Annotated in this window: 13 protein-coding genes; 11 read left to right on the top strand and 2 right to left on the bottom strand. The window is 57.7% G+C overall.

Annotation, left to right across the window (positions count from 1 at the left end; all coding sequences use genetic code 11):
• Positions 1 to 17 precede the first annotated feature (17 nt).
• The 4 genes from IPM58_04210 to IPM58_04195 all read left to right on the top strand — a co-directional run bounded on the left by IPM58_04210 (position 18) and on the right by IPM58_04195 (position 3730).
• Positions 18 to 428 carry a rhodanese-like domain-containing protein gene (locus IPM58_04210; protein MBK9306294.1) on the top strand — a complete coding sequence of 137 codons (411 nt, stop codon included), beginning with the start codon at positions 18 to 20 and terminating at the stop codon, positions 426 to 428.
• 113 nt (positions 429 to 541) lie between these two features.
• Positions 542 to 1081, top strand: a complete 540-nt coding sequence (locus IPM58_04205) for a hypothetical protein (protein MBK9306293.1) — start codon at positions 542 to 544, stop codon at positions 1079 to 1081.
• A 68-nt stretch (positions 1082 to 1149) separates the two neighbouring features.
• Complete coding sequence (locus IPM58_04200; protein MBK9306292.1) at positions 1150 to 2019, top strand: nuclear transport factor 2 family protein; 870 nt, start codon at positions 1150 to 1152, stop codon at positions 2017 to 2019.
• 697 nt (positions 2020 to 2716) lie between these two features.
• Positions 2717 to 3730 carry a hypothetical protein gene (locus IPM58_04195; protein MBK9306291.1) on the top strand — a complete coding sequence of 338 codons (1014 nt, stop codon included), beginning with the start codon at positions 2717 to 2719 and terminating at the stop codon, positions 3728 to 3730.
• A 49-nt stretch (positions 3731 to 3779) separates the two neighbouring features.
• Here the strand turns inward: IPM58_04195 and IPM58_04190 are convergent, their stop codons facing one another.
• Positions 3780 to 7631 carry a DUF4347 domain-containing protein gene (locus tag IPM58_04190; protein MBK9306290.1) on the bottom strand — a complete coding sequence of 1284 codons (3852 nt, stop codon included), beginning with the start codon at positions 7629 to 7631 and terminating at the stop codon, positions 3780 to 3782.
• 486 nt (positions 7632 to 8117) lie between these two features.
• On the opposite strand from IPM58_04190, the gene IPM58_04185 reads away from it, so the two are divergent.
• From IPM58_04185 to IPM58_04175, 3 genes are all read left to right on the top strand, one after another.
• Positions 8118 to 8576 carry a rhodanese-like domain-containing protein gene (locus IPM58_04185; protein MBK9306289.1) on the top strand — a complete coding sequence of 153 codons (459 nt, stop codon included), beginning with the start codon at positions 8118 to 8120 and terminating at the stop codon, positions 8574 to 8576.
• A gap of 40 nt (positions 8577 to 8616) precedes the next feature.
• Positions 8617 to 9567 (top strand): hypothetical protein, encoded by a 951-nt coding sequence (locus IPM58_04180; GenBank protein ID MBK9306288.1) that lies wholly within the window; start codon positions 8617 to 8619, stop codon positions 9565 to 9567.
• 134 nt (positions 9568 to 9701) lie between these two features.
• Positions 9702 to 11291, top strand: coding sequence for a hypothetical protein (locus IPM58_04175; protein ID MBK9306287.1), 1590 nt, complete (start codon positions 9702 to 9704; stop codon positions 11289 to 11291).
• A 120-nt stretch (positions 11292 to 11411) separates the two neighbouring features.
• On the opposite strand, the gene IPM58_04170 is transcribed toward IPM58_04175, so the two are convergent.
• The gene (locus IPM58_04170) at positions 11412 to 11795 is read right to left on the bottom strand and encodes a hypothetical protein (protein ID MBK9306286.1); all 384 of its coding nucleotides are present in this window, start codon (positions 11793 to 11795) and stop codon (positions 11412 to 11414) included.
• Positions 11796 to 11840: 45 nt separating this feature from the next.
• On the opposite strand from IPM58_04170, the gene IPM58_04165 reads away from it, so the two are divergent.
• From IPM58_04165 to IPM58_04150, 4 genes are all read left to right on the top strand, one after another.
• A complete protein-coding gene (locus IPM58_04165) occupies positions 11841 to 12752 on the top strand; it encodes an alpha/beta hydrolase (GenBank protein MBK9306285.1) in 912 nt (303 codons plus the stop codon).
• Between the two features lie 252 nt (positions 12753 to 13004).
• Entirely contained in the window at positions 13005 to 13439 is a 435-nt protein-coding gene (locus tag IPM58_04160) for a hypothetical protein (GenBank protein ID MBK9306284.1), read from the top strand.
• Positions 13412 to 14101, top strand: coding sequence for a methyl-accepting chemotaxis protein (locus IPM58_04155; GenBank protein ID MBK9306283.1), 690 nt, complete (start codon positions 13412 to 13414; stop codon positions 14099 to 14101). The genes IPM58_04160 and IPM58_04155 overlap by 28 nt, the downstream gene beginning before the upstream one ends.
• A gap of 2 nt (positions 14102 to 14103) precedes the next feature.
• Positions 14104 to 14847 (top strand): hypothetical protein, encoded by a 744-nt coding sequence (locus IPM58_04150; GenBank protein ID MBK9306282.1) that lies wholly within the window; start codon positions 14104 to 14106, stop codon positions 14845 to 14847.

Here is a 14847-nt window from a genome sequence, read left to right as displayed (position 1 = left end):
ATACGTCCTACGATCTCTTGCTGTCCCTGTTGCTCTCACACAGCGTGCCCGAGGTGTCGGTCGATACCCTTACCTCGCAAAACTTTCACGTACTGGATGCCCGTGGGTACCGGGAGTTCGAGGTGAGTCATATTCCAGGTGCCATCTGGGTGGGGTACGAAGAGGTTTCTCCGACTCGGTTAGCCGGCATCGACAAACACGCGCCTGTGGCGGTCTACTGCGCCGTGGGGTACCGCAGTGAACGGATTGCGGAACGACTACGGGAAGATGGATATCTCAACGTGGTCAACGTCTATGGCGGCATTTTCGAATGGATCAACACAGGGCGCTCGGTCGTGACTGACGATGGTTCCGAAACGGACCGGATCCATGCCTACTCAAGGTTCTGGGGGGTTTGGCTCAAGCGAGGCGTGCACATCTATGACTAGTACACGGATGGGTGGTGTACAGCGCCATGGTTTGCGCATGCCTGACGTGCTCGGCGCATAATGACAGAATGTTGGATGAAGAAAAACGTTTGGGTTAGACTGACTCTTGCGTCATGGCTAAATCTGGAGGCGTTCAAGAGTTGGAGAAGCCACCTTCGACCGATGTGATCGGTCAAGCCCCGCGCTACGTGATTCCCCTGCAGGCGAACACGACGCCGGAGAGCCCGCTCGATGAGGAACAGCCGCATGGTTTGATGCAAGTCTTAAATGCCGGCGCTGTGTATTTTCTGGTCGCACTTGGGGCGGGGGTTGTGCTGGAGATTATTCGCCTCCAAGTTGTGGGGCTTCACCTCAGCGAGCGTATCGCACAGGTGATGGAGATTCCCGCGCATCTTCTGGCTGTGATGATCGCCGCGCGCTGGGCGATCGACCGATTCACACTCCCGCCGTTGCCCCGTGTCCGCCTTGGAGTTGGTCTCGTTGCTCTGGTGTTCTGGGTTCTTATGGAGTGGCTCATTATCCTCCCCCTCCACGGCCTCTCACTCGATGAATTCCTTGCCGCCCAACATCCGGTTGTGGGCACGGTGCCGATCGGAGCACTCGGTGTGTTGACCGTCATGCCCTTTCTTGTCGGGTATCGATGGGAGCCCTGAGGTGCTGCCGTTGCCTCTGCGCACAATCTGAGCAATAATCCTCCGCGATACAGTCAAGAGGCATGACCATGTTGGCACTCCTTGTACGCTCTCTCCTTGTGGTATTTCTTGGGTTCCCCCCGATCGCCATCGCGTCGGACAGTTCCGATCCAGAGTCAGCCATTCGGAGGATGATCCAAGCCAACGCAGAAAAGGACCTACCGACTCTCTCCCAACTGATGGCCCATGACACCGACATCATCAGTTACGCGGTGGCCGGACGGAAGTACATCGGGTGGGCCGAACTGGAACAGGGCATGCGGGATGAGTTCGTCAACGCCACGAAACTTGAGATTCCAATCAAGGAACTCAAGGTCTGGGCAAGAGGAGATCTTGCCTGGTACGCGATGGAGCTGGATTACATCCGCTACATGCAAGAGGGGGCCGAGCTCAGACGTACCGTGCTTCCCATGCGAGAAACAGGTGTCCTTGAACGTCGCGAGGGCCGCTGGCAACTGTTGTCGTGGCACGAATCATTTCGATCGGCGAATCTCGTCGGGGCGTTGAGTCCATCATCGGCAGATTCGCGGGAACGTCGTACCGGCACGCGACAATACTCAGGTGAACCGGATGTGAGCGGTACGTGGGAGATCCTCGAAGTCGAGGATGACAAACGGTACCAGGCGACTCTCGACCGGGACGGGAACGGTCCCTACAGTCAGCACGGCGGGCGGTTTACAACCACCAAGATTGCCGGACGTCTGTGGGAGGGGATGTGGCATCAATCCGGTAATGACCGAGAAGGCGGGTTTCAACTCCAGCTGTCAGACAATGGTACGGAAGCGAAAGGCATCTGGTGGTACACCAGGGTCGGTAAGCAAAAAGGTATTCCGCCTCGAGAGCATGGGGGCACCTACCACTGGAAGAAGCCGATACCCTCCTCCGACGGAGCCCGATGACAGGACACTCTGATCGATCCTGCCCTCCCGGGTAGGTCGGGCCACACACGACGCCCGCTCGTCGTCACGTCGTATGGTGACTGGGTGCCGTCGGTCGTACCAGCTTCTCGCTCGAGGTGCCGTCGGCCTCTGTTGGTCTACCTCGACGCCGCATGCTCTTACACGAGAGAATATCCATGCATACAAGAAGCAGGATCACGCAAACCAGCAGACTAATCAGGATTCCCCAATATTCAGATATCATACGTCACATCTCGCGCGTCATCCTGCGCGAGTCCTCTGGGAACCATCATGGATTTCACACGTCCGTGACACCGGATCTTAGAGGGAAACCGTTTCCCAACACTCGGGCGCATGTCCAGGTAACCCTGCGGCAACCAGGTGCGATTCGATGAAACAGATTGTGTCGTGATGAATGCAAACCTGACAGGCCCAGACCGTTGGAACTCTTCTCCTCGGAGGACCATGACACCACCTCACGATGATGAGGAGGTAGAAGGAAGATAGCTGTACCCTACGCTTCAGCCAATAGTCAGGTCAAGGAGGAAGAACGCTTGGATACCCTGGCTCTCGTGCAATGGTCCTTGTAAGGAGGAGGAAGCCACTGTCATAGTAGGTTGATAACCGTGAAATGATGCATCCGTATGGTTCCTGATTGTGTTCAGGTTCCGTGCAGCGAACTTGGTAAAGGATGCCTGTGTTGACATCAGGACCTCAGACTCGTTTGGTGCTTCTTCGATCAGTGATCGTCCGTACGACAGCGCTTCTCTGTCTCTGTCTTGTGCCCTGGGGCGTGGACCAGGTTGCGGCGCAGTCCGTCGAGATCATCCCTCACTGGAAAACGGGCGACCGTGTTGAGCTCATTGTGACACGGGTCCGTGAGAAATCGCTTGATGGCCGGACGACGCGTTCAGGGAAAACCCACACACGTTTTTCCCTTGAGGTGCTCCGGACCGGTCCACCAGGGTATCTCGTGGGATGGACGGTTGGAGCAACCACCTTTGAGGTCCCGGCTCCATCCGAGTCTATTCTCCGCCATGTTGTGGGACTCATGCAGGGCCTCCAGATTCAGCTTGAGATCGACCCTCGTGGTGCCATCACCGGCGTGCAGAACTGGGAGGCTCTGCGCAAGGAGATGCGGAAGAAGCTCGATGCGCTCTCGGACAACGCAGCGGCTTCGCAGCGAGAGAAGGCGGACCAGGCGCTGATTGAAAACCTACGGGCACAATGGGACGTCATGTTCTCGAGCAAAACACAAATTGAACAGGTCTGCATGCGAGATGCACAGATCTATTTTCGGATCCTCGGAAGAACCTATACACGCGGTCAACACGATGCATACCAGAGCGAGCTCGACAATCCACTCGGTGGCGCTCCGCTTCCGGCTCACACCGACATTGTGCTGAAGTCGTTCGACGATCGGTCCAGGCACGCGGTGTTGCACTGGAAGCAATCGGCTGATCGTGAGCAGACCGACCGGATCATGCGATCGATCGTCAAAGGCTTGGCGGCACAGAGAGGCAAACAGGTACCGGAAGAGAGACCTGGAAACACCGTATCCCTGGAGAACTATGCCGAAGTTGAAGTTGATGTGGGGACCGGGTGGATCACCAAGCTCACTGAAACCAAAGCGGTGAATCTCGGCACGCGTGCCCAAACGGACACGACATTTATGGTCAGGGAGGTGAAAACGGGTCGAGACGCATCATGAAAGAAGGTGTGAACAGTAGCCGAGTCAATCGATCGTTCGGCACGGGTGCTCACCCTTCCGGCGCAGGCTCTTTGTTCTTGTTTTCAGCTGCTCGTTGAGAGGTGTTTTCAGACGGGTTCTTCTGATGAAGCGCCTGAAGCTGGGCTTTCACCGACATCAACTTTTCTTTCGTTCCCTGACTGCCCTGCCCTACCAGACCGGCTAAACCGACAGCCATCGAGAGACCGAGACCGGCAGATTCATTCTGTGCCGTTTCCACCCCGTCAGACTGCGACCAAGGCCATGGACCGGATTCCTGGGGGAGATTATCCGGAAAGTCCGTCGAATCCGTAACCCCTGTGGGTACGGGTATTCCAGGCGATGCGGCTTGCTGTCCATCTCTTCCCTGGATGGGCACTTGTTCATGAGTATCCTGCGTAGTCTTGTGTCCGGTCGTGAAAGGCTCAACTGTCGAGACTGGGTGGGTGTTCGCCTCAGCTGTGTCAGGAGCGTCATTGAGAAGATACGACTCGGCTTCGGTCACCTCGTTGTGATGATCAGATGGCACATCTACCGTCTGACTTGATCCGGATTGGGTAGCCTCGGCGTTGATAAACAACGAACTCACCAGACCTTCGTCGACGGTGCTCCCTTCCAAAGGCATCGTCGTGGCCTCATTCACGTTGCTCACCTGGATCGTGAACGTCTCGTCGTAACTGAGGCCGCCGTGGTCCGTGACGCGGACCGTGACCGTGTGGGTGGTCGCGGCTTCATAGTTCAGCAGACGGCCATCGGCGACGGTGAGCACGCCGGTCGTGGGGTCGATCGCAAAGCGCCCGCCGGCCGTGTCGGTCAGACTGTAGGTTGTGGTGTCGCCGGCATCGGGGTCCGTGCCACTCACCGTGCCTACGAGGCTGCCATTGACGGCGCGCTCGACGACAGTCCCACCTTCAAGTGCGAGATCTGTCGGGGCCTGATTTCTCACCCATGGCTGGATGTCACCTGTTCCGGACCAGATTCGATCGTTCTCAGCGATCTGACCCGCGACGTAGATTGTTCCACCGTTCAGACGGACCAAATTGTTAATGGTGAGGTCACCCTCCACATAGATGTCCCTACCGAGCTCGAGGTAGCGGCCGTTGAGCGTCATGTCCCCGAAGCGTGTCGCGGCGGCTGTGATGCGGGCATTGGCCTGGAGCTCGACGGTGGCGCCCGTCGCGTCGACCGTGTTGCCGTTGTCTGTGTAATGGCCGGAAAGCTGCAGGGCGCCCTCGATCGTCACCTGACCCGACGAGTTCGCGATCGAGAGATGACAGAGCTCGCCGGTTCGGCCGCCCGTCGAGATCGTCTGCGGTCCATCCCCGGCCAGCACGATCACCGCCGAGCCGGTGTAGCTGGTGTCCGTGGTCGTCACGTCGCCGGTCACGGACAGCGTGCCGCCGTTGATCCGCGTCGCCCGGGTGATCGTCAGGTCACCTTTGATTTGGACGTCACCATCGATCTCGAGGTAGCCGCCGTTGAGCGTCACGTCCCCGAAGCGTGTCGCGGCGGCTGTGATGCGGGCATTGGCCTGGAGCTCGACGGTGGCGCCCGTCGCGTCGACCGTGTTGCCGTTGTCTGTGTAATGGCCGGAAAGCTGCAGGGCGCCCTCGATCGTCACCTGACCCGACGAGTTCGCGATCGAGAGATGACAGAGCTCGCCGGTTCGGCCGCCCGTCGAGATCGTCTGCGGTCCATCCCCGGCCAGCACGATCACCGCCGAGCCGGTGTAGCTGGTGTCCGTGGTCGTCACGTCGCCGGTCACGGACAGCGTGCCGCCGTTGATCCGCGTCGCCCGGGTGATCGTCAGGTCACCTTTGATTTGGACGTCACCATCGATCTCGAGGTAGCCGCCGTTGAGCGTCACGTCCCCGAAGCGTGTCGCGGCGGCTGTGATGCGGGCATTGGCCTGGAGCTCGACGGTGGCGCCCGTCGCGTCGACCGTGTTGCCGTTGTCTGTGTAATGGCCGGAAAGCTGCAGGGCGCCCTCGATCGTCACCTGACCCGACGAGTTCGCGATCGAGAGATGACAGAGCTCGCCGGTTCGGCCGCCCGTCGAGATCGTCTGCGGTCCATCCCCGGCCAGCACGATCACCGCCGAGCCGGTGTAGCTGGTGTCCGTGGTCGTCACGTCGCCGGTCACGGACAGCGTGCCGCCGTTGATCCGCGTCGCCCGGGTGATCGTCAGGTCACCTTTGATTTGGACGTCACCATCGATCTCGAGGTAGCCGCCGTTGATGATGACATTCTCAAACGGTCCGTCGGAGGCGCGGAGGGTTTCGTTGCCTGAGAGTACAAAGGTCTCGACAATGTTCGTGACGTGAATGTCGACGGCGCGCTCGAGTGACTGACCGTCGGCGTCTGTCACCTGAACCGTGACCGTGTGCGTAGTGGCGCGCTCATAGTTCAGCAAGCTTCCATCCGCCACGGTGAGCACGCCTGTCGTGGGATCGATGGCAAACCGGCCGCCTGCGGTGTCTGTCAATGAATAGGTCTTGGCGTCGCCGGCATCGGGGTCCGTGCTGCTGACCGTACCGATGACCGTCCCGGTCACCGCGTTCTCGGGCACCATGTTGGCTGAGAGGCTCAAGTCCGTCGGAGCTTCGCTCACCACTCCAGTGTCGTAACTGACTTGAACATTGTCCACAAACAGCCGGTCGCCTCCACCTGTTCCGGTCACGAGAAACTGGATTCTGGTATTGGCGGACATGTATCCGGAAAGGTCGAAGCTCGCGGTACCACCACCTGGGTTGGTCGTATTGGAAAAGATGCCCCCGCGTAGGGTCTGGTAGTTGGCTCCACCATCAGTCGACACGCGTAGTTCGATACGATCACCACCACTCAACCGATTGGTGTAGTGAAACGTTAACGTCGCGCGCGTGGCGTGACTCAGATCGACCCCTCGACTGACGGCAGTTCCGACGGAATCGGTATCGATGCGTAACTGACCTGAATTGATTTGCACGTCACCGCCGCTTGCCTCTCCTCCATCCGCATCTCTTTCGGACCAGCCGGAGGACCAGGATTCTGTTCCGTTGTTGTTGGCATAGGATTTACCCGAGAAGGTGTCTTTGACTGTCTCAGTTCCCAAGAGCCCTGCCCAATTCATCTGCGCATCGTAATCAACGGCCAGCGCGGTTTCGATGGTGCCTGTGCTGACTTCGAACTCCCAATCCCCGCCGAGCGAGAGGTGGCCCGTGAGATCGGTACTGGCTTGCACGTCGGCGCCCGTCAATTCTGCCAGCAGATTGACCGCGGCCTGTCCCGTGTCTCCCTCGGCAAAGTCGCAGCCGTAGACGAGAATATCGGCTTGTTCTGAGAGAGACTGCTGGATCGTGGCCAACTCATCTGCGTACTCGCCGGGCATGCTGTCAGCGTTCAGCGTGCCTGTTCCCAACTGCAGCTGGCCGGCACTTCCATGGGAGATCAGGTGAATGGCATCGATTCCGCTCCGGCCGGACAAGGTGGTTGCCATTTGTTCCACACCATCTTGTCCCCCATCGAGCATGATCACTTCGATATTCGGATCCATGCCGCTGAGGAGTTCCTGGTAGTTCGGCACGGTGGGATCGACGAACACGACCTCGGCCCTGGACTCACCTGGATGATAGGTGGCGATCGCATCAAGCACTCCCTGCGATTCGACCTGGTCTGTCGTCCGACCGTCGGCGGCGCTGTCGGAAGAGACGGCGGCCTCAGCCTGCTCTTGGGCCACCTGTTCCGATGCCACTTCAGACGCCGTCGCGGCGGCGGCGGCATCAAACATGAGTCGTGGTTCAAGTGAAAGAAGCGATTGTTTCACGCTGGAGGATGAAGACGGATTCTTCTTGTTTGGCTGAGACGTTGCAGCGGCATCCCGTGTTTTTTTGAACAGTTTAAGCATAAGGACAAGTGCTATCTGTATCGGCCATGTGCAGCGGAATCTGAACGTCGACAACCAGATCGGGAACCGGTGGCTGGCAGGATAAGCGAGATCAGCCGTGGAGGAATGGCTACCAACAAGCGCGAATGGTGCAATGATACACAACCGAGCCCTGTAGAAGGTCCCACAGGTCCTACGAACGTTCGCCTCCGGCCGAGCTTGTCATATTGAACCTTCCTGTTCGTTTCCAACCTGACCATTGTGAGGCGTAGAAGGTGGCGACGTTCCCATTCAGCTGTTCGGACATGGAGGGTGAGACTGTGGGCCGTGCGGGAACCATTTTCATGCCAAGCTTCACACGCTTCGTGCCATCTACGTAGACCCACCGTCCGGAAAGCAGTACAATACATCTGTGGGTCACGGGTTCACCACCGTCACCGGACTATCGTATTGGAAGCCATTTCTGAATACCTTGAGGGATCATCGACCATTTCAAAAGGAGACGATATGAACAAAACAGTGCTGTTGCCGGTAATGCTTGCTCTTCCTCTCACCCTAAGCCTTCCGTTGCCGATTCTTGCGCAAAGCGCCCCCCCTGCCGTCATGCAGAAAGTAGAGGCGTCGCAGAAGCACGTGAGGACAATCGGCATGGATGAGTATCGGAAGCTTGTCGAGAATCCTGGCGCAGCACTCATCGTGGATGTGCGCGAGCCTCAGGAGTTTTCAGCTGGGCATGTACCGGGAGCCATCAACATTCCGCGAGGCCGTATCGAATCTCAAATCTGGGACTACGTCGGTTCCTCCGACCAGGCGGACAAGGAACGACCGATCATCCTTCAGTGCCAAAGCGGCAAGCGCGCGACCCTGGCGTCCCAGACACTCCAAGAGCTCGGCTTCACGCAGACGACCGTCGTGCTTATGAATCTCAACGACTGGCAAAAGGTTGGAAATCCATTCGTGAAATAATTGGTTGTACGTTGATATGGCGTCTAACCAAGATCGCACCATGCAACTTGTGACACCGGATACCGAACTCACACTCTCGTGTAAGAATCAGCGAGCGGTGGTCTCTCCCTGGGGCGCGTCATTGCGGCGCTATCTGCTGATCGATGACGGTGGGCGGGAAATGGATCTTGTATGGGGTTATTCGGGTGGAAGCCGGAAACGCGGTGGACAAGGTGATGTGCTCATTCCCTTTCCTGGGCGCGTCGCCGACGGTCACTATTCGTTCGATGGACAATCTTTTCAGCTGGAATGCAACGACAAGGAAGGCCCCAATGCTATCCATGGCTTCGTGCGAACTCTTCCCTGGCAGGTTCGAGAGGCATTCACCAACAAAGTGACCTGCGAAGTCCGACTTGATGCCGATACGTATCGTGCTCACGGCTATCCGTTTTCCCTGGAAATCGCCTTGTCCTATGAATTGGACGCTCAGGGGTTAAGCTGTGCCTTTCTCGTGAAGAACGTGGGCACTCGTACGGCGCCGGTGGGGGTTGGCTTTCATCCGTATTTCACGGTTGGATCATCTCTCATCGATGAAGCCGAGGCGCGGATCCCATGCGCTGGTTATTTAGAATTCAACGAGCGACTGGCACCAACTGGCTCCATTACAACCGTGGCCGGCACGCCGTGGGATTATCGCCAGTTTCGTGCGGTTGGTCGGCAGCGTTTCAATCATTGTTATGTGCACCTCGAACGCGATGCACAGGAAATGGCCACTGCCTCTCTTCGCCACGTGGCAAGCGGTCGTGTGATCGACATCGTGATGGATGCAGCCTTTTCCGCACTCGTGGTGTATACCGGCGATGCGATTGCCGATACGCCGCGCGCTGCACTTGCCATCGAACCGATGACCTGTGCCACGGATGCCTTCAACCATCCAGAATGGGGACTGAAGCGACTTGAACCCAGCGAGACATTTTCAGGACGCTACGCCATCCGGCATCGAATGCCCTAGCAAGATCGCCCTCACTCAATCTCATCGTGTCCTCTCTTGAGTCCTCTCGTCATTCACGATATGGTCAGCCGATGCCAGGGCTGATTGTGTTCCGCGGGAGCGTTCGTCCGTTGATCAATCGAAAGGAGGTTCCTATGAACATGTGTCAGAGGCGGAGTGGAAGAGACTCTGAAATGGTCCATATGACATCAGCGGTGTGTGGGAGTGTTCTGGCTTTTTTGCTGGTGGTTCCCGGTATGGCGGTGGCAGGCGAATATGAGGTCTGGCTCAGTGACCAAGCCAACACTCAGGGCATCAGCTCTGCGGTGCCGACAGGAACACATGGAGGGAAAATTCGAATTTATGATGGAGCCGATCTGGATCAAACCCCGCCGATCAATCATCCGGTCGTCCTTGATGTAACCAGTGATTTATTTCCAACCGCCGATGCCACGACCGGCGCGCATGTGAGTCGAATTCACGGCATCTTGCCGAGCCCGGATCATATGTACATGGCGCTCAACTTTGTCGGCAGCGGACATTTGGGGCTTGTCGATGGTCGGACCAAACAGCCGGTCTGTCTGTTTCGGACGACCGGAACGAGCACGGGCCGTCAAAATCATATGAGCTTTTGGACGCCGGACGGACGGCATATCATCGTGGCCAATCAAAATGGGCGCTTGCTCGAGCGAGTCGATGTCGTGCGCAACCAGGACGGCATGCCTGAAGGCTTTGTGTTCAATGGCGCAGCAAGCCTGGATCTGGTGGGAGGGGACGGACGGATTCTGACTCAGCCTGCCGCGGTAGACATGGAGCCATCCGACGGTATTTCCTGTTCCGTATCGGGCGTTGTGGCTGATGGGCAACCGACGACGACTCCAACGGGTTCGCCCAAACAGGCCGCTGGCCTGCGCGCGTCGAATGCCCCAATTTGCCCGATCCCTGCAAGCAATAGCCGGCATGCATACACGACGCTGGGAGGCGGCGGCATGTTTGTGATCGATGTGACGGCCACACCGATGAGGATTGTGGGAGAGTATGACCTTTCCGTGGTGAGGGCGGCTGGATGCGGAGGGGCCGAAGCTGATGGGTTCATGCACCTCAATACCGGTACATCCGGTCCGAACATTTCGGAATTTTCCATTTACCGATTTGGACTCGATTATCCCATCGCTCCTGCATTCAATGCGCCTAACACACCGGCTCCTCTCGCCGTCTGGCAAGATCCGGATAACGGCAAAGTGGCCGGACAGAATGGCTTTCCGGCCGGCAACAATCGCGATGCGCATGGAGTCGTCATCGTTCAGAATACGCAGTCTGGAACCGCAAAATACTTGCACCAAATGGATCGCATACGAAACACTGTCGAAGTGTTTAAGCTCTCGCCTCCCTGGAACAATCTGAGCACGCGTCACGAAGGAAGCTATAGCCTGACCTCAAGCGGAGCCTGTGGCACAACAATTGGGGCGACCCGGACCAACGATCCGACACCGGATCTCGGCGACTTATCTGTCGGCCAGGGGCCGAAAGGTAATCGAATTTATGTTGCATTACGCGGTCCGTTTCCTCTGACGGTAAGCCATGCGGCGGATGGAAGTTGTCCTGGTTTGGGAATTATCGACCTCTCACCAAATCGTCGATCAGGGAGCCTGACCGCGGTGCTGGATACGAGCGTGCTCAACGGGGACGGTTCACGGAACCTGAGTGATCCACACGCAGCAATCGTGCGGAAGAAACGCCAATAAGGCGACGTCAACGTGTGAACGAAGCACCGTGCCGATGTTGAGAGGGTGAAGACGTGCACCGAGGAGTCGACGGTGATTCGACCGTCGGCTCAGGTCGTGAGGTCCGAGGGAGCGCCTAGGTCAGGCCGCTTTTCGGAGAGGCAGCTGTTTGGCGGCGATCAGGTTGCGGCAGAGCAGTCCGAGTTTGAACTGCACCTCGTCAAAAGACTCCCCTTGTGCCGCATGTTCCGGATAGCCCAGCAGATGCCCATGCCACTTGCCTTGATCTTGTGACAGGACATACTGTGGGGCGTCCACGTCAAGCACGACCCGCCGGGGTCGTTCGATGCGGGGAATCTCTCGAGGGGTTCGTGGAACCTCTCGGCTCAGGCGCTCGATCTGGAACTGCAGCTCCTCGAAGGAGACGGCTTGTATTTCTCGATCGGGGGAGCCTTCCGGATAGGCGCGCCACTTGCCCTGATCTGGCCAATATACCCAATTTGGTCCGTCCATTCCGGTGAGCATAGCGAGCCTGTCCACATCTGACCAGCAATTTCTAAATGTTTGCACATGAGCGACAGAGGCCCACATAGGCAAGACACCGAGACGTTCTCGTTTGCTCAGGTCCAGGCCAATCAGGTGTCGTTTCGGGTCGCTATGGCCTGGGCCGGAGAGCGATTGGTGCTCTGTCTCCATGGCTTTCCGGAATCGGCCATCTCCTGGCGGCATCAGATGCAGCCATTGGTACAAGCTGGGTATTGCGTTTGGGCTCCTGACCTGCGCGGATACGGCGGGACGGCGCGCCCGACCGGCATCGAGACCTACTCGATCGAATCGTTGATGGAGGATGTCGGCGGGCTCCTCGATGCGGCACAGGTGAAACGAGCTATCCTCGTCGGACACGACTGGGGAGGAATCATCGCCTGGTACTATGCGATGCGGCACCCAAGCCGTATCGAAGCCCTGGTGATCATGAATGCGCCCCACCCCGCTTGTTTTGAACGGGAAGTTCAGCGCTGGCGTCAATTGCACCGCTCCTGGTACATGGGATTGTTCCAAGTGCCGTGGCTCCCGGAGCTGGCCCTGTCCGCCGGTCGTGGGTACGTGATCGGGCAGATTTTTGAGCGTATGGCGATGGATCGTCGATATCTGCCGAACGAAATCGTGGACGTGTATCGGCAACAGGCCTGCGAGCCCGGGGCCTTGACGGCCATGATCAATTATTATCGAGCCGCGTTCCGAGGTGGAGGTGCGTGGCGTCAACGCAGCCTGGGGTATCCAAAAATCCCTGTCCCAACGCTCGTGATGTGGGGACTGCAAGATCAGGCGCTCGTGGCACAGAATCTCGACGGACTGAATGAGCATGTCGACGACCTACGGGTCGTCACGATGGCGGACGCCGGACATTTCGTCCATGAAGATCAACCAGAATTGGTGACACATACCCTCCTGGCCTGGCTCCGTGAGAAACGTGCCTGCTGATCCATTCCACCCCGCCCACTGTACGGTCGCCTCTATAGCCACATTTCCTGTCTTTTGATTCGAAGGCCAGGAGCAATTCCAGGTGTATTGATAAAGAACACTGCGGAATCCGCCGAGGTAGGTCAGTCACGACGCGGTCGATACCGTTCCGGAAGTGCTCAACTTGTTGACCAATAAGCCAGACAGGATAGGATGTCGATCAAGAGCTGCGCGCGCGAGCCGCATGCTCATTGTCATTTCCATGAGGCGCCTATGAGACAGGCTGCGAAAGCCACCGGTTCGCCCACGGCACAACCGTCGAATAAGTCCACCACCATACTCTTAGCCATCGCCGGCCTCATGTTGGTCGGTCTGATTTATAGTGTCGTCGTCCGCGATTCTGACGTGTCCTGCCCGAACGAATTGGTCGGCGCATGGGTGACATCCGCAAAGGGCTATGAGGAAGGGATGTTGGTCTTCACCAAGACCGGCGTGGCGTTCAGCGTCGGAGCGGACCACCTGGATGCCCAGGCCGTCCGTCGGCTCGAGCTGACTCCTGAGGGACCGCGCACGCTCTATACCGTGGTCTATGGAGACTCCAGGCGAGACGAGCAAACCCTCTCCTTCTACTACCACACCAAAGACCAAACCATCACGTTCAAGAATCAGGCTCACCTTGTGTGGACCAGAAAAGCGGTGGAATCATGATCGGGATGTTTCAGCGAAGACAGTTGTTCGTGCATCCGGTGCAGTACTGGTTCGTGGTCACGACCTTGATGTACTTCGCCTGTCTGTTGATCGTGCTGTATGCCGTCGTGTTCTTGCCGATGGCACAGCCGCTCTATGATACGTCCGTGTCGTGGGAACAGCATGCTCAGATTGCGGCACAATTTCTCGAGCTGAATGAACGGATCTGGCCCTGGCTGATCATCACGTTCCTCGTCTTGCTCCTCCACTCCATGTACTTCATGCATCGCATCGCCGGCCCGCTCTATCGGTTCGGGACCCTCTTTCGGTCGATCGGAACCGGTCAGCTGCATCAACGGGCCAGATTGCGCAAACACGATTACCTCCATCGGGAAGCGCAAGCCTTCAATGCCATGCTCGACAATCTGGAAAACCGGATCCAGACCATCAATCTCCATTCGGCGCTCGTGACTCAGGCCTATGAAGCGGTTGCCCTGCGGGCGCAGGAGCCGTCCTCCTGGCACATCCATGCGGCGCTACAGAGCCTTGAGGAGGAGATCAGAGGATTCAAGGCCTGTTTAGCCGATTTCGACCTCCCATCAGTGAAACCATCAGAACAGCAGCGGCTTGCATTTCTCGACGGGACGTCGACAGACCCCTCACCCAAGAAGAAGGCGGCCTAGCCATGGGGGAACCTCTTCGTCTCGCTGAGCAGCCGGAGCCAAAGCCTGACACTCCCGGTGCACCGAATACGCTGCCAGGCGCCGTTCGCGAAACACCCAGATTGACCGTCGTCCAAGAATCGGAGAAAGACCCGCAGGCCCAGGAGAGCGCTCACTACAAACGCCGACTCTTTTCGGTCGTTCATCCGCTGCAAATCCGAATGCTCCTACAAGTGATCGCCTATTCGCTGATCGTGTTCGTCTTGTTGGCCATCCCGGTGTTTCAGCCGCTGATGGAAGCGCTCGACGATCCTGAGCTTTCATGGGAGGTACGCGCCACCGTCGCCAATGATCTGCTCAATTTGCATGCCAGATTTTGGCCGTGGGCGATGGGCGCGTCCGTCGTGGTGCTGATCAACTGCCTCCATTCCTTGCAGCTGATGCATCGTGTCGCCGGTCCACTGTACCGACTCCGGAAGGTGTTTCCGAAGATCGGGGAAGGCAACCTCAGTGTTCGAACGACACTCCGACAGCATGATTACCTGGTACCGGAAGTCGATCTGGTGAACCAGATGACCGTTCAGCTGCAGTCGAAGATCAATCAGATCAAGCAGGCGCAGGTGATCCTGGCGTTGGATGCGGCTCGAATGAAGGAACTCGCGGTCACGAAGAATGATCCTGCTCTCGTCGCCTTAGCGAAACAGATGGAGCAGAATCTGATTGTCTTGAAGACCTCGCTCGATGGATTCAAGACACGCAATGGATAA

Origin of the sequence: Nitrospira sp., assembly GCA_016715825.1 — a bacterium.
In the GTDB taxonomy this organism is placed as follows: domain Bacteria; phylum Nitrospirota; class Nitrospiria; order Nitrospirales; family Nitrospiraceae; genus Nitrospira_D.
The sequence above is the reverse complement of the archived record's forward strand: the minus strand, read 5'-3'. Positions and strand labels throughout refer to the sequence as shown.